The 15,380-nt window shown below is 63.7% G+C and carries 9 protein-coding genes and 2 pseudogenes; 5 read left to right on the top strand and 6 right to left on the bottom strand.

The window, feature by feature from the left end; all coding sequences use genetic code 11:
* Window positions 1-109: 109 nt before the first annotated feature.
* Complete coding sequence (locus OKW28_RS19090; protein ID WP_429448015.1) at window positions 110-1,228, bottom strand: patatin-like phospholipase family protein; 1,119 nt, start codon at window positions 1,226-1,228, stop codon at window positions 110-112.
* 259 nt (window positions 1,229-1,487) lie between these two features.
* Here OKW28_RS19090 and OKW28_RS19085 point away from each other — a divergent pair, with 259 nt between their 5' ends.
* Complete coding sequence (locus tag OKW28_RS19085; protein ID WP_429448013.1) at window positions 1,488-3,521, top strand: ATP-binding protein; 2,034 nt, start codon at window positions 1,488-1,490, stop codon at window positions 3,519-3,521.
* 151 nt (window positions 3,522-3,672) lie between these two features.
* Complete coding sequence (locus tag OKW28_RS19080; protein ID WP_429448012.1) at window positions 3,673-4,662, top strand: zinc-dependent alcohol dehydrogenase family protein; 990 nt, start codon at window positions 3,673-3,675, stop codon at window positions 4,660-4,662.
* A gap of 265 nt (window positions 4,663-4,927) precedes the next feature.
* Here the strand turns inward: OKW28_RS19080 and OKW28_RS19075 are convergent.
* From OKW28_RS19075 to OKW28_RS19060, 4 genes and pseudogenes are all read right to left on the bottom strand, one after another.
* Window positions 4,928-5,960 (bottom strand): annotated as a pseudogene (locus OKW28_RS19075) (Acg family FMN-binding oxidoreductase).
* A 66-nt stretch (window positions 5,961-6,026) separates the two neighbouring features.
* Window positions 6,027-6,185, bottom strand: a pseudogene (locus OKW28_RS19070) (response regulator transcription factor); the annotation flags it as partial.
* 322 nt (window positions 6,186-6,507) lie between these two features.
* Window positions 6,508-8,169 carry an AAA family ATPase gene (locus OKW28_RS19065; protein ID WP_429448010.1) on the bottom strand — a complete coding sequence of 554 codons (1,662 nt, stop codon included), beginning with the start codon at window positions 8,167-8,169 and terminating at the stop codon, window positions 6,508-6,510.
* On the bottom strand, window positions 8,166-8,408 hold the full coding sequence (locus OKW28_RS19060; RefSeq protein ID WP_429448009.1) for a hypothetical protein: 243 nt from the start codon (window positions 8,406-8,408) through the stop codon (window positions 8,166-8,168). The genes OKW28_RS19065 and OKW28_RS19060 overlap by 4 nt, the downstream gene beginning before the upstream one ends.
* A gap of 240 nt (window positions 8,409-8,648) precedes the next feature.
* On the opposite strand from OKW28_RS19060, the gene OKW28_RS19055 reads away from it, so the two are divergent.
* Both OKW28_RS19055 and OKW28_RS19050 read left to right on the top strand, forming a co-directional pair.
* Window positions 8,649-9,599, top strand: coding sequence for an acetyltransferase (locus OKW28_RS19055; RefSeq protein WP_429448007.1), 951 nt, complete (start codon window positions 8,649-8,651; stop codon window positions 9,597-9,599).
* Window positions 9,600-10,390: 791 nt separating this feature from the next.
* Window positions 10,391-11,068, top strand: coding sequence for a phosphoribosyltransferase (locus tag OKW28_RS19050; protein WP_429448006.1), 678 nt, complete (start codon window positions 10,391-10,393; stop codon window positions 11,066-11,068).
* Window positions 11,069-11,129: 61 nt separating this feature from the next.
* On the opposite strand, the gene OKW28_RS19045 is transcribed toward OKW28_RS19050, so the two are convergent.
* Window positions 11,130-12,851 carry a ShlB/FhaC/HecB family hemolysin secretion/activation protein gene (locus tag OKW28_RS19045; protein WP_429448794.1) on the bottom strand — a complete coding sequence of 574 codons (1,722 nt, stop codon included), beginning with the start codon at window positions 12,849-12,851 and terminating at the stop codon, window positions 11,130-11,132.
* A gap of 415 nt (window positions 12,852-13,266) precedes the next feature.
* Between OKW28_RS19045 and OKW28_RS19040 the strand changes: the two genes are divergently transcribed.
* Complete coding sequence (locus OKW28_RS19040; RefSeq protein WP_429448004.1) at window positions 13,267-15,306, top strand: glycoside hydrolase family 28 protein; 2,040 nt, start codon at window positions 13,267-13,269, stop codon at window positions 15,304-15,306.
* The last annotated feature ends 74 nt before the right edge of the window (window positions 15,307-15,380 follow it).

Raw genomic sequence — 15,380 nt, 5'->3', positions numbered from 1 at the left:
GACGGGTCCGCAGAGCGTCGCCGTGTTGCGGCTGAAGCCCGTGGTGTTGACCACGAAGTACGGCCATGAAGTCTGACGATGCGCGCTGGGCGTGCGACCTCCGTCCTTTTCAGTTTCGTCGCGCGCTCGCGTTGCCGCTGTGCTTGAGCGTCGGATCGAGCAACGAACCCTTGACGTCGAGCGAAGACGCTTGCCCGAGTTTCGCGTAGTCGTTCTCGAGCCATACGTTCGCCACTTCGCGGCCACGCTCGAAGAGCGTTTTGAGCAATGACCAGGACGTGCTGCTCTTGGAAACAAAACCGAACTTCGCGAGAAAATCGTCGTCGCGAATCAGGTGAAACCTGACGGGCTTGAAGCGGCTTTTGCGCGCCGCTTCCTCGCCGACCGAGTCGAGCACACGGTTGACCGCTTCGATCGCGTTGATCTCCAGTACGACGGACGCGTTGAAACCGATTTCATTGAGCCGGTCGAGAATGCCGCGCGCGTCTTTAGGCGGCATGTCGTGGCGCACGAACGGATTCGCCAGAACGAGAATCAGGTCCTGGGCATGGGCGATCAACGGTGCCAATGGCGGGTTGCCCAGATAGCCGCCATCCCAGTACGGTATGCCGCCCACGCTGACGGTGCGAAACTCGCTCGGCAGGCATGCGGAAGCGCGCAATACGTCAATGGAAATCTCGGGGCGGGTGAAAATTGCGCGTTGGTTGGTTCGTACGTCGGTTGCGCAAATGAACAGTTGCGGGCCATCGCGCGTGGTATTGAGCGCGGCGAGATCCTGTTCGGGGAGGGCGGAACGAATCACCGGCCCGAGAGGATCGCGGTAAAACGGATTGCCGTAAGGCGAAGCGACGAGTCCCACGGCCTCCAGCATGATGGCGGCGGGATTCCAGTCGATATTCCAGCCGCCGAATGGGCCGGGTTCGGAAAAGCCGAGGAGCGCGTTGCCCGCCAGCGCACCGGCGCGCGATACCGCTTCCCAGAAGGCGCGCAGCATGTCGCGTGCTTTCGGTGCGCCGCTGGTTGTGAGACCCGCCGCGCACAGCGTCGCATTGATTCCGCCCGCGCTTGCGCCGCTGATCGCCGCGATATCGAGCGGGGTTGCCTGCGACGAAGCCTCCAGCAGACGGTCGAGCACACCCCACGTGAAGGCTCCGTGCGAACCGCCGCCTTGCAGGGCAAACGCGACCTTGGGGCCGTTCTGTCGCGTCGAGTTCCGGGGTTCCTCCATCGCCATGGCTCCTTCGCGTCTTCATCGCGTTCCCGGCAATCTTACGCGCACGCGAGGATACTTGCGTCGGAGACGTCGAGCTTTTCATGGTTCGTCCTGTCCCGCATGCCATGGCGGATCGCCTTGGATGCTGCGATACTATTTATAGTCGCGCGCTGCGTAACCTACTAAAACGGTCCATGACAAAGAGGTTGACTGACACAAACCGGTGTGCCGGGACGGCATCGCGGGCTCACAGCTTTCGTCCGGGGGTACCAGGATGAAACGGGGTTTCGATCTGGATTCCCGAGGCGCGATCACGCTAAACGGACTGGCGCGCAGGCTGGGGCGTACCCGTGAGCAACTGATGCATCGCTGGATCGCCGAGACCTCGGAGCTGGGAGCGCACACCGATGCGGACAGCGGGCAGGGACTCATTGGCTGTTTCGCCTATATGCTGGCCGAAGTATGCACCGCCCTGCTGGTCGCCGGGAGCGACGCGTCACTATCCGCGCCTGTGGCGGTCGCGCACCCCGGCAGGTTCTGGCCAGAGGGCTGGCGGGTCACGGATCTGTTTCGCAACATCGATCTGATGCAGCGCTTTCTGAAGGACGAGATCCGCGCGTATTTCGGTCCGGTTGCGTCTTCCGTCGACGTTCACATGCGGGCACACGACATCGTCGAGCGCACGTTTCGCGCGATGATCGAAAGCGCCATCGAGGCGCAAATGCAACGTCAGGCCGCCGAGGTGGCGGCGGCGCAGGACAGCCTGCACACGGCGCTGACTGCGCTGAAGCTCTCCGAGGAGCGGCTGCGTGTCGCCACGAGCGCGGCCGGCATCGGCATCTTCGAGTGGTGTGGCGCCTCGCGACAAGGCGTGTGGGAAAACCGCCAGATGTACGAAATCACCGGGCAGCCCGAGAAGAGGGGGCCGTTGACGGAAACCGAGTTCATGACGTCGGTCGTTCATCCCGACGATGTCGAACTGCTGAAATGCCATTTTCAGTCCCGGCTGGTCTCCGGCGAGCCGGTGCATGTCGCGTTCCGGCTGCACCGCGTAACCGACCGCGCGCTCAGGACCGTCGAAATGTTCGGGTATCTGCGTTCGCCCGCTCAGCAGGACGATTACACATTCATTGGCAGCTTGTGCGACGTGACGGAGCGGACCGACGCGCAGGCGAAATTGCAGGACGCCGATCGCCGCAAGGACATCTTTCTGGCCACGCTCGCGCACGAGCTGCGCAACCCGTTGGCGCCCGTGCGGAACGCCGCGCATCTGCTGGGCCACAGCGCGGGAGCCGATCCCGCCAAACGTGAGTGGCTGCGGAATGTGATCGAACGCCAGACCGGCCACCTGTCGCATCTGATCGACGACCTGCTCGATGTATCGAGGATCACCACCGGCAAGATCGAGTTGAAGCGCGAGGTCTTCGATATCAGGCTGGCACTCGACCACGCTCTCGAGATCACGATGCCGGCTGCGTTGCAGCGGCATCACGACATCGTGCGTCTGCCGCTCGCGCACCCAGTGTACGTCCACGGTGACCCGGCGCGGATCACCCAGACATTCTCCAATCTGCTGGATAACGCGATCAAATACACCGACGAGGGTGGCCGGATCGTGGTATGCGCGACGCTCGTCGGTCAGCAGGTATCCGTTACCGTGTCGGACACGGGCACGGGTATTTCGGGCGACGCACTGCCTCACGTGTTCGATCTGTTCGTACAGGGTTCCTGCCACGGCGAGCCGTCCAGGGGCGGTCTTGGGATCGGGCTCTCGGTGTGCAAGACGCTGACCGAGATGCACGGCGGGACCATTGTCGCCAGGAGCGAAGGCAAGAACAGAGGCAGTGAATTCGAAATACGTCTACCCGTTTGCCAGGGCAGCAACCAGCGGGCGAAGGACGGTGCCGAAGCAGGTCGAACGCCGTCCGATCCAATGCGTGTTCTGATCGTCGACGATAACAGCGATGCCGCACTGTCGCTCGCAATGATTCTCGACGCGCACGATGTGCGCACCGCACACAGCGGGGAAGAAGCGCTTCAGATTGCCGCTGCCTTCGAGCCGCAGATCGTTTTCCTTGATCTTGGTCTGCCGGGAATCAGCGGCTATGAGGTTGCGCGTCGGCTGAGGGATCATCAGGCGGCTGGCAAGCGCCTTGAAATCGTCGCCGTGTCGGGCTACGGACAGCCCGAGGACGTGGCTCGTTCAGCGGGGGCGGGGTGTGATAGTCATCTCGTCAAACCCGTCGATATCGAAGAACTGCTCGCGATCATCAGGCGAATGACCAGCGAAAATCCGGCCACCGCGTAGTTTTCGATCGACCCTCTTTGTGCGAGCCGACGTTCTGGGGCGACGACGAAAAGCACTGTTCGGATTTCCCCGCTTGTCAGTCGAATTCCCTCGCGGGAACGACGTGGTAATTTTCGCAGTGCTCTACCATCAATCCATCCAGGAGGTAGTGATGTCACGGACTGTCAGGTTTGCCGAGGCCGGTGGGCCGGAAGTGCTTCGATTCGTCGACGAATCGATCCGCGGCCCCGGCCGCAGTGAAGTTCGCATCAACGTGAAAGCGATCGGTCTCAATCGCGCGGAATCGATGTGGCGCACCGACCAGTACACCGAGCCCGTCCGCTTTCCGGCCGGGCTCGGGTACGAGGCGGCCGGCATCGTCGACGCGGTGGGCGAGGGCGTCGGCGGTTTCGCGCCCGGAGACGAGGTCAATGTGATCCCGTCGTTCTCGATGAATCAGTACGTCACCTACGGCGAAGTCATCATCGTGCCGGACCATGCAGTCGTCAGGCACCCGAAATCTCTTTCCTTCGCCGAGGCCGCGTCGGTGTGGATGATGTTCGTCACCGCATATGGCGCGCTGATCGAAGATGCGAAGGTGGGCGCCGGCGACTACGTCGTCATACCGGCCGCTTCGAGCAGCGTTGGATTGGCAGCGATCCAGCTAGCGAATTACGCGGGGGCGACGTCGATCGCGGTCACGCGCCATGCTGGCAAGCGACAGCAGTTGCTCGACGCGGGTGCCGCACACGTGGTCGTGACGGACGAGTCGGACCTTGTCGAAGCGATCATGCGGATCACGGATGGAAAGGGGGCTCGCGTCGCTTTCGATCCGGTCGGCGGCCCGAACTTCGCGAAACTGGTCTCGGCGCTGTCCTTCCAGGGGATCGCGTATCTGTACGGCGTGCTAGACGAACGTGCCACGACGCTGCCCGTGCTGGAGATGATCGCCAAAATGATTTCCGTGAAGGCGCACAACATCTGGCTGACGAGTGGCGACCCGACGCGCCGAAAGGCTGCGGTGGAGTTCGTGCTCAAGGGGCTCGAAAGCGGCTCGCTGAAGCCGGTCATCGATCGCACCTTTGCGTTCGACGAGATCGTCGACGCGCACCGCTACCTCGAAACCAACGGGCAGTTCGGAAAGATCGTGGTAACGGTGTAGCCCGCGAGGTGTAGCCCGCTAACCGACATTGAGGTGAGGCAACGCGCTGGTTTTCCGCTTGATATTGTTGCTGGCCGCGTTCGCTCAAGCGCGGCCATCGCGAAGTGCTGAGGTCCAGTTCATACAGCATGTGGCGGCATTGGGGTAGCGCATGACATGGCGATCCTTCGGTCGGATCGCCCATGCCGGCGTTGGTCTGGCTGTCGCGCGACCTTCATCACGGGCCCATCGGTACCGTTTCCACGCGTGCCCGCACCCACGCGTGTCAGGACACCACATCGGCCAGCGGCCGCCTCGGCGCATGACTGACGCGCGGGCCGCGGCCGACGCGGAGCAGAAGCTGCGGAATCGCCTCCGTTCCCAGCAGCGTCCGGAGCCGCTCGCGCAGCGGGTCCACTTCGATCGGCTGGTTCAGGTAGGAAGCGCTCAGTCCCGCGGATGCCGCGACCAGCAGCATCCGCTCGAGCGCCTGTCCCGCGGCGAGCCATGCCTCGCGGTCGTCGCGCATCGTGGCAATGCCGACCATCAGCGGCGAGCCTTGCACGAGGTGCTGATGCGTGGCGGGCTGTCCTGCGCCCACATCGAATACGCGGACGGCCAGGCTGACGAGCGGCGCCGCGAAGTCGAGCAATGCTCCGACAGCGGTACCGTAAGCCGGCATGCCATCGTCGCGCCGGCGCGGGTGGATCCAGCTGGCGAGCTCGCGACGGAAACGTGGGTCCGCGAACTGCGCGTGATCGGCGTCGGCGATCAGTTGCGCAAGCGCCTCGCGCGCGGTCGTTTGCTCCACGCAACAGGCAATCGCGCCCTCGTCGTCGCAGGCGTCGCTGAGCTTGCGTTGCAGTGCCACCGGAACGGCTTCGTCGACGAACGGCGCACGCGTCGTCACGCGCGCCGTCAGCGCGTCGAAGAGTTCGTGCAGGTGGGGATCGCGAGGCCCGTCGCGCGACACGCGCACGAGCGCCACGATGTCGGGGTCGGCTTCCGATGGAAACGGCGTGATCGCATAAGCGAGACCGAGACGGCACAGCGCCACGCGAAGATTGAGCAACGCCGCGCCGCAGCTCATCAGCAGTTCGCGATCGAAAGGATCGACCACGGGAAGCGCGCGCATGCGGTCGGCGCAGATCTGTACGGTCTCGCCGTCGACGATGAACCGCCACGGTTGCGTGTTGTGATTCGACGGCGCGAGCACCGCATAATGCAGCGCAAAGCGCAGCTGCTGTTTCCAGTGGCGTGGAGGCGTGGAAGTGCGGTTCGCCGATTTCCCACGCGTCATGTTGGGCGGCATCGGTCATCTCGAAGTCTCCTTTCGGATCGTTCCCGCGAGCACGCGGTTCGTGTCGTCATCGTGTCGCCGGGTCATTGCGCCCCGGCATCGACAGGTCGAGCACGAGCACGTGGGCCTGCGTCGCGCTGTCGCAAGCTTCGCCGGCCACTTCGAAGCCGCTCGCGCGCTGCAGGATATGGCGCAGTCCGTCGCGTACGAGCGTGTGGTCGTCGGCCAGCAACACCTTGATCATGGGGTGATCTCTCCCGGTTGCATCCATTGCCAGGGGAAACCTGACCGCAATCGCGAAGTCCGCGCTTTGCGCGGTATCGATCCGCATGGAGTCGCCGAGCATCGGCGCGTGTTCGCGCACGCCGATCAATCCGAACGGCATTTCGTGACCGCTGGCTCCGACCGTCTCGCGATTGGCGTCTCGTTCGCGATCCATTATCCGCTATCCGCGGCGGGCAGTCGGGCCGTTTGTGTGAGATGTCACTTTGGCCAGCCGTGATCGACGCGGACGCGACCTCGATCACACGCGCAGATCAATGACCCCGCTTCGCGTCGGAACACGATCAGCGTGTCGCAAACGGCGCTGACTGCATCAGTGCAAGCACGGGTCGCCAGAACGCGGGGGAGTCGAACGCCGCCATCGGTACCGCGGTGTCGAATGACAAGGTCAACGCCTGTTCCGCCGGCGTCAGTGCGTCGGCGCTCGCGAGTTGACGCGCGAGCGTCGCGGTGTCGGCGTCGGATAGATCGCGCGGACCATGCCGGCGCGCTTCGATGCGTTGCGCGAGCACCGTTGATTCGGCACGAAAGTCGAGAATGCGGGCTGGTACTCCAAGCCGTTGGGCGAGCGCGAAAAACGTGTCGCGGTGACGGAACTCGAGAAAGGTCGCGTCGACGATCGCGCTGTGGCCGCTTTGCAGCACGCGGTGCGCGAGTCGAAGAAGGTGGTCGTAGATCGCGTGACGTGCGGCTGGCGTGTAGTGTTCGGCGCCAAGCGAGGTTTGCGCGTCGGGCGCCGGCCGCAGACGCTTGCGTTCGGCATCGCTCGACACTCGCACCGCGCCGCACAGGTCCGCAAGAGCCCGGCTCGCGACCGATTTTCCCGAACCGGAGTAGCCATGACACAGCAGCAAAACGGGTGCCGGCTTCCGCGTTTGCGCCCGTGCCACCTCGAGGTAGCGCAGGGCCGGATCCGGGATGGCGACGTTGCGGCCCGCTACGTATCCCGCTTTCAGGCACGCGACCCACGCCCGCACCAGCGCGCGATAGGCGACGTACAAAGGCATCAGCGACAGCGCCGCATAATCGCCCGACGTTTCCAGCCAACGATTCAACAGTCGATTGGCCAGACGGGGCTCCGCTCGCGCGCACAGGTCCATCACGAGAAACGCGACGTCCGCTGCGACGTCGATCCAGCGTAGCGCATCGTCGAAGTCGATACAGTCGAACATCGCGATTGCGCCGCGCCAGCGAACCACGTTGTCGAGATGCAGATCGCCATGGCAGCCACGCACGAAACCCTCGGCGCGGCGCCGCTCGATCAGCGGCGCGAGTTGGTCGAGTTGTCGCGCGCACCACGCGGCAATACCGGGCAGCGCGGGATGGCTGCAATTGGCCAGCAGCGCCGCGTTGATCGTTTCGATCTGCGTTCGCACCAGCGTGGCGCTCCCGTAGCGCGACGACGGCGCGTTGCGGGGCGCCCTCAGGTGATAGTCGGCGAGCCGCTTCGCCGCGCCGTCGATGTCGCGCGGCGTCAGTGCTCCATTCGCCGCGAGACTCGAAAAGAGCATCGCCTCGTCGAAGCGGCGCATCTTGACCGCGTGATCGACAGTCACGCCGCCGTCCCCGAGTGTCAGCACGCCGGCGTGGCGCGCAATCGGCAGCACGCCGGCGTAAATACCTTGCGCGAGTGGCCGGTTCAGACGGAGCTGGGCTTCGCAGCAGCGCTTGCGGGTCGCGGTGGCGGTAAAGTCCGCGAAACCCGGGGCGACGGGTTTGATGATCTTGTACGCGAAGCGCCCGGCGAGATACACGCCGGATATGTGCGTTTCGACCCGGACGATCCTGCCCGCCGGATGACGGTACGTGCCCGGCCTGCGCAGCGTCGCGTCGAGGTCGCGCACGCTGCGGCGCGCGGCGCGGACCCGGTTGGCGAGATGCTGGATGCCGCGCATGCTTGCATTGGCGCGTGGTGAAGAAAGCTTGCGGCTCCGTGGCGAACTCATGCCGGACTCCACCTCGCGGGCAGCTGCGCGGCCATTTCTTCGTGGCGACCGGTCAAGTCGACCGAGCCCGCGACAACCAGCTCGGAATTCGCGACGAGCGGCACGCCGGGCGCGCGTTCGACGATCACGCTGCGGCCGCCGAAACCAGGCATGACCTTGACGGCCTCGGCGAGCGCATTGACGCTATTGAGCAGCAATTGCCGGGCGTCATGGTGAAGCACGAGCGTCTCATTCGGCACGGTTGACCTCCGCCTGGTGGGACGGCCGGCGCCCGCCTTGCGCGCGAGCCGGAATCGTCTACTCATTTAAGCCATCGGGTATGGTAACCGGCTTGATCTGTATCAGCGAGGCGGTAGCCGGGCATCGCCAGTCGGTCGGCAACTGCCTGTACGGTTCCATACGAAATGGAGCGTGGGTCACCGTTTGACCGCAGTCAAGCCGCGTGCGATCGTGGCAGCAAAGAGCCGGTGGAGCAGCGGATGAAGCGATTCGATATTTTCAATGGCGATGCCGACGGCATCTGCGCGCTGCATCAGTTGCGGCTCGCCGAGCCTGCCGACACCATCCTGATCACGGGAGCCAAGCGCGAGATAACGCTTCTGCAACGCGCGAACGCGCAGCAGGGCGACAGCGTGACGGTGCTGGATATTTCGCTCGACTCGAACCGCGAGCCACTCATCGCGTTGCTGGATCTTGGTGTAAAGATCGACTATTTCGATCATCATTTCCCCGGGCCCATCCCCGCACACGCGCTGCTGACGACGCATATCGATACGTCACCGGATAGGTGCACTGCGCTGATCGTGGACCGCCATCTGCAAGGCCGGTGCACGCGATGGGCGGTGGTCGCGGCCTATGGCGACAACCTGCATCGGGCAGCGCATCGGGCCGCCACTGCGTGCGCGGTGAACTCGTCCGATGAGCACAAACTGCGCGAACTCGGCGAAGCGATCAACTACAACGCCTACGGGGACAGCGTCGTCGATCTTGCCGTCGATCCTGTCGAGATGTATCGCGCCATTCAACCCTATTCGGACCCCCTCGAGTTCATTGCGTCGACCAGCGTGCTGCCCGAACTGCAGGCGCGACGAACGGAAGACCTCGAACTGGCCTTGGGACTCGCGGTAATGCGGCGGGTCGCCAATGGAACGCTGCACATTCTTCCCGACGCGGCGTGGGCGCGGCGCGTGCGAGGCGATTTCGCCAATCTCGTCGCGCGACGCGACCCGGCGCGAGCGCACGCGGTGCTGACGGCCGGCGCCGATGGCCGATACACGGCGAGCGTACGGGCTCCGCTCGATTGTCCGCGAGGCGCCGACGTCCTTTGCAGGAAGTTCGGAGGAAACGGCAGGGTCGCTGCCGCCGGTATCGACGGGCTCGATCGCGCGCGGCTCGACGAATTCGTGACAGCGTTCAGCGTTGCGTTTTGACGCGACGTTCGTGGAGCGGGTGACCGGTAATTCACCGTCGCATCGCAGTCGGCAGTGCGAATTCGCCAGGTGGCGCATCGACATGGACGTCGTCACCGTCGCCTGGACAGCGGAGGGCGGGCTTGATGCTTGATGCAAATCAACAATGGTCCGCCGCTACGCGTCGATCATTGGGTTGTACTCGAACCCGGGGCTAATCACGAGTGGCCGGATCTTTGCGATAGGCGCATCGCACGGCGGAATCGACGCGTTGCAACGACTGGTCGACGCGGACTTCGTCGCGGCGGCACGCCGCGCGAGCGGATTCGAAGTTGGCGCCGAAGGGAGCGCGGCGACGCGTCCTTCAGCGCCCGTCAATTGCGTCGCCTCGCGCCTGCCTGCACCGATGTGCGACAGCGCAGGGCACTCGATGTGGAGATCACTCGCGGTCGAGTATCTGAAAGAGCGTTCGATTCGGGTGCGTGACGTGATGAGCGCCCCCGCCGTCACCGTCGACGAATCGACGCCGCTTGGCGCGGGTTCCGTCGGTCGCCGGCATCGCTACGCGCAGCGGACCGCAGGCGGGAGTTCGCGGCGTTCCTCGTCGAGTGCGCGATCGATTCGATGTCGGTGGGTCCGGACAGTTTCATTGCCGTCAAGCGCGAGGCAGCCGCCGCGGAAGCATGCCCCTGTATCGGTATCGCCTACGAGAGCCGTGAAAACTTCTCCGTTCAGGAGGAACGCTTGATGCGGCCGATTGATGGCATAGTGGGTTTGGCAATCCGCACTGACGTTGCGGTGGAGGAAAAGCGATGGGCAACGTGTTTCGCGACCGCGCCGACGCTGGCAGACAGCTGGCCCACGCACTGCGCGACTATCAGGGTCGCGGCGATCTGGTGGTGCTGGCTCTGCCGCGCGGCGGCGTTCCTGTCGCGTTCGAAGTCGCACGGGCATTGCATGCCAGGCTCGACGTTCTCGTCGTCAGAAAGCTTGGGGCGCCTCAAGACGAGGAACTGGCGATGGGCGCCATCGCGACGGGGGGCGCCCTTCATCTGGAAAGGTCGGTGCTTCGCGAACTGCAAATCAGTGACGCCCAATTGGCCGACGTGATCGCGCGCGAAAGAGCCGAACTCGCGCGCAGGGAACTGGCGTACCGTGGGGAATGCCCGCCGGTGCCAGTACAGGGCAAGACGGTGATCGTGGTCGACGACGGCATCGCGACGGGGGCGTCGATGCATGCGGCGCTCGACGCACTCGGCAGCAGACATCCCGCTCGGATCGTGGTGGCGGTCCCGGTGTCGCAATCTGATGCGCGCACGGCATTCGAAGGAATCGCGCACGCGTTCGTAAGCGTGCTGGAGCCGGATTGGTTGATGGGGATCAGCGGGTTCTATGTGAATTTCGACCAGACGACCGATGAAGAAGTCCGCGCCTGTCTCGCCGCCGCGCGCGGTTGGGAGCCCGAGCAGAGCTCGGACGCGGCCGGATGACGGCGCAGTGAAGGCAGACACGGCGGCGGGCCGTGTCGAACATGGGGCATCTATCGACGGCTCACGTTCCGACCGACACGTACAAGAGCACGATCGGCGCCTTCGAACCATTTGGTGTCGCCGAGCGTAATGGCGCGCCATAGGTGCAGCGCAAATCCACGAATCTCGACCATTGGACGCGCACGCCCGCGCCGACGCCCGCGAGCAGACCGGGGTTATTTTCGGCTGGCTGGTCGATCGTGCTCCATACGCGGCCCGCATCGAAAAACACAAAGGGTTGCACGACCGCGTTGCTCGCGCCGAGCGAGATCGCAGGCGTGCGCACCTCGGTCTGAATGTTCCAGCCGCGATCGCCCAGCGTGACGTATGGGTCGTAGCCTCGCACACTGGACTCCCCGCCGAGCCCCATCTCCTCGCTCGGTAATAACGTGTTCGGCGTCCACTGAAACGTTCCGTTCGTGATCAGCGTGAAGCCAGCCCCAAGCGCGGTGGCACGAGACGCTGTCAACTGCATATAGATGTAGCGGGCCGTCGCGCCCTGCCGCGCGGCGTTAAATGCCTCGTCCTGATTGTTGCCATCCAGTCCGCCCGGACTGGCGACGAGTGTCGCCGCGGCGTGCGCCGTGCCAGCCTCGGTCGGTTTGCTGATGTCGTAAGACAACACGAACTGATGTATGTGCGTATTCGAGTTGAAAACCTGGGAGCCGCCAAATTCCAGATCGTTGTTGCTGCGCTTGAAGTCGTATCCGATCTGGATCAACTGTGTCGTGTCCGTGATGGTCGGCAGACGCATATCGTAGCGAAAGCTGAACTGCGCAGAAATGCCCGTTTGCCCATACGTGTCGGGCAACCGTGGCGTGCTCTGCGCGTAGACGCCGAACAACTCGATACTGTCGAGCCAAGGCAGCGGCGCCGTGTAGTTCAGCGCGTGCGCGGTGAAGCGGGCGCGGTTCGGGCGGCCTTCGATATTCGGATTGCCGCTGAAAAAATCGTTGCTGGCAGTGAATTGATAGGCGATCTGCTGATCGAGACCAAGCAGGTTGCCGTAGCCTATGCCTGCAAAGAACCGATCACGGCCGAGTTCCGCCACGCCTTCATTGTCGTAACCCGCGCTTACGCGAAGCGGTAGCCGGTCTTCGGTTTGCAACACGACGTCGGTCGTGTCGGCGGCCTCACCGGGCGCAAAAACAGCATCGACCCGTCGATAAGGATTCGCGTTGAGCACCGCAAGTCCCTTCGAGACCGCCGATTGCAGGATCGGTCCGCCGGGCTCGAGCGGCATTTCACGTTCGAGAAGCCTGCTCGAAAAGTAGGTGTTGCCGCTGGCGTGAACCCGACCCAGTCTGAATTCGGCAATGGCGATACGCACGACACCCGAGCTGACGTCCTGTTCCGGCACGTAGACGTCGACGAGCGGCTTTCCCGCCGCCCGATAACGCTCGACCACGGCGCGGCGCATCTCGGCGAGGCGGCCGAAGGTCAGCGGCTTGTCGAGGTCCGTGGCGAAGCTCTGCAGGAAGGCGGCGTCGAGTACGGGCAATCCTTGCGCGACGATACGACCTTGCTGGCTCGGCGATGCCGCCGCGGACGCGCCGGCCGGTTCGAAGATGAGCCCGGCAAGCCGCTCGACAGCGATCCGTGCGGACTCGGCCTGCGCTTCTGGGGAGGAGGGTGACGACGCGCTTCGCGGCGCCTGCGGTGCGGGTTGCGGCGCGAGGTCGCGCCATGCCTGTGCCGCTACTGGTGAGGTCTGCATGATGCTCGCAATGCACGTTGCGATCATCAGGACAGCAGTGCAGGCGGCGGATCGCGGTTTCATCGATCGCATATATGCATAGCGCCGTGCCTATTGGCAGCGTGGCAGCAGGCTGCGGCGACCAGCAAGCCACCGCCCTCGACCCGATGTCGCGCATGCAATACGAGCCTTCCGTCGTTCATGGCGATACCTATTAACGGGTGTGGTGCATCGAATCCGGAGCCGCACGTCGAAATTATTCTAGTCGAAGCGCCTGCGCGAGTTTCCAAAAGCGAACCGAACCCTCTTCACACCTCGCGAATGCTATCGAGGAAACCATTTAGTAAGGGTTTCCACATGTGTACTGATCCGCGTCTTGTCTTTACTCTTCTAGACTTGTCATACAACCGGCGCGATGACGATTCTCTCGTGCGCCTACAACTATCTATCAGGAGGGGACTCGATGTCCAAGCTGTCGTGCGATCTTGATAAAAACGCGCCCGCAACGGGCGACACCTTGCGCATTTCGCGCCGTGGCTTCATTGGCCTTGGAGGCGCGCTCGCCGGCAGCGCACTCCTGCAGGCTTGCGGCGGCGGCAGCGGAGTTTCCGCTTCCGCGGCAGGCGGAAGCAGTAGTTCCACGCCAGCGACGGGAAGCACGCCGTCAACGGCTGCGGCCGACCCGATCTGGGGTCCCAACGGCTCAGCGACGAACATCATTAATGCGCTGCAGAAAATCACGCAGAGCGCGTTCCCGGCCGTCGATTTCCAGGTCGAACAGTACGGTGCGCAACCGTGCGCGGTCATTGCCCAGGCCAACCCCTACACCGGCAGTTCATCGCCCCTGAGTACGGGGGCCGGCGCGACCAACGCACCGGGATCGTTCGATTCACGTCCCGCTTTCCTCGCGGCAATCGCGGCCTGCAGCGCAGCCGGTGGCGGCCGGGTCGTGGTGCCGGCGGGCACGTGGTATTGCGCGGGTCCCATTGTGCTGCAGAGCAACGTCAACTTCCATCTGAGTGCGAACTGCACGATCTATTTCAGCCCGAATCCCGCCGACTATGCGAAGGACGGTCCGGTCAAATGCGGCGCCAACGGCAATCTTTACTACAGCCGCTGGCAGGCGAACGACTGCCTGAACTTCGGCTCGCCCGTGTACGCGCGAAATGCGAACAACATCGCGGTGACTGGCGAAGGCCCGACTTCGGTGCTGAACGGTCAGGCGATGACGCCGTTCGCCGGAAGCGGAAACACCAGCACTTGCTGGTGGACCTACAAGGGTTCCAGCGGCGCGTACGGCTGCGCGGGGTCGACCACGCCGTCCCAGGCCTATACGAACCCGAACAACGTTGATCTGATGGTGGTCGCCCCCACCATTTCGGCCTCGCTCTACACGCTATTGACCAATCCGGCTACGCCGTGGCAGCAAGACCAGAACTACCTGCCGGCGCTCTCCGAAGCGGGCGTGCCGGTCGCGCAGCGAATCTTTGGTCTCGGCCACTATCTGCGGCCGTGTATGGTTGAGTTCATCGGTTGCACGAACGTGCTGATGGAAAACTACCGAACCAACAACACGCCGTTCTGGCAGCATCATCCGACGGACTGCACGAACGTCGTGATCCGTGGCGTGACAGCCGACAGTATCGGACCGAACAACGACGGCTTCGACCCCGACGCCTGCAACACGGTGCTGTGCGACAGCGTAACGTTCAACACCGGCGACGACTGCATCGCGATCAAGTCAGGCAAGGATCTCGACACGGAGTACGGACCCGCGCAGAACCATGTGATCCAGAACTGCATGATGAATAGCGGTCACGGCGGCATTACGCTCGGCAGCGAGATGGGTGGCGGCGTGCAGAACATCTACGCGCGCAATCTGACCATGCTCAATCAGTTCTGGGCAACGAATTCGCTGAACATCGCGATCCGTATCAAGACGAACATGAACCGTGGAGGCTACGTCAAGAACTTCTACGTCAATGGCGTCACGCTCCCGCACGGCGTGAGCCTGACGGGTGGAGGCTACGGCAGCAAGATGCTGACGGGCAGTCCGATCAACGGCACCGTGCCCATCGGTGTGGCCACCGCAACAGCCGCCAACCCGTCCGCGTCTCAAGGCGGCCTGATCACGTTCGATTGCGATTACCAGCCTGCCGCCGATGCGATTCGCACACGCCCCGCACTCATTGACAACGTCAACATCGCGAACGTCAATGCTTCGAACGTGACATTGGGCAGTTCAACCGGCTCCTGTTTCCAGGCCATCGTTGCACAAGGTCCAGTTGCGTTCGATTACAACGGTCCGGCGCCTGCGCCGACCGTACCGGCAATCACGGGAGTGACGATTTCCAACTGCGACTTCGGCACACCTGCGGCCGCAGGCCCGGCGAGCGCCAGCACGCCGGGTCCGATCTACCTCTACAACGTGCACGACATTACGTTGCAGAACGTGATCATCGCCGGGCAGACGCTCAATCAGACGCTGTCGGATCCGCGTTAAATACGACGCACCAAAGAGCGGCGAGGCGCCGCTCTTTGACGTCGCACAGCTAAAGTGACGTCGTCGCGCCGGGG

This window comes from Paraburkholderia sp. 40 (assembly GCF_050434105.1).
GTDB lineage: Bacteria > Pseudomonadota > Gammaproteobacteria > Burkholderiales > Burkholderiaceae > Paraburkholderia > Paraburkholderia tuberum.
Note: the sequence above shows the minus strand (reverse complement) of the source record. Positions and strands in the feature narration are given on the sequence as shown.

Excerpts from the sequence above, each read along its gene's own strand:
- OKW28_RS19090 (WP_429448015.1), bottom strand. The coding sequence starts at position 1,228 with ATGGAGGAACCCCGGAACTCGACGCGACAGAACGGCCCCAAGGTCGCG.
- OKW28_RS19085 (WP_429448013.1), top strand. The coding sequence starts at position 1,488 with ATGAAACGGGGTTTCGATCTGGATTCCCGAGGCGCGATCACGCTAAAC.
- OKW28_RS19080 (WP_429448012.1), top strand. The coding sequence starts at position 3,673 with ATGTCACGGACTGTCAGGTTTGCCGAGGCCGGTGGGCCGGAAGTGCTT.
- OKW28_RS19065 (WP_429448010.1), bottom strand. The coding sequence starts at position 8,169 with ATGAGTTCGCCACGGAGCCGCAAGCTTTCTTCACCACGCGCCAATGCA.
- OKW28_RS19055 (WP_429448007.1), top strand. The coding sequence starts at position 8,649 with ATGAAGCGATTCGATATTTTCAATGGCGATGCCGACGGCATCTGCGCG.
- OKW28_RS19050 (WP_429448006.1), top strand. The coding sequence starts at position 10,391 with ATGGGCAACGTGTTTCGCGACCGCGCCGACGCTGGCAGACAGCTGGCC.
- OKW28_RS19045 (WP_429448794.1), bottom strand. The coding sequence starts at position 12,851 with ATGATCGCAACGTGCATTGCGAGCATCATGCAGACCTCACCAGTAGCG.
- OKW28_RS19040 (WP_429448004.1), top strand. The coding sequence starts at position 13,267 with ATGTCCAAGCTGTCGTGCGATCTTGATAAAAACGCGCCCGCAACGGGC.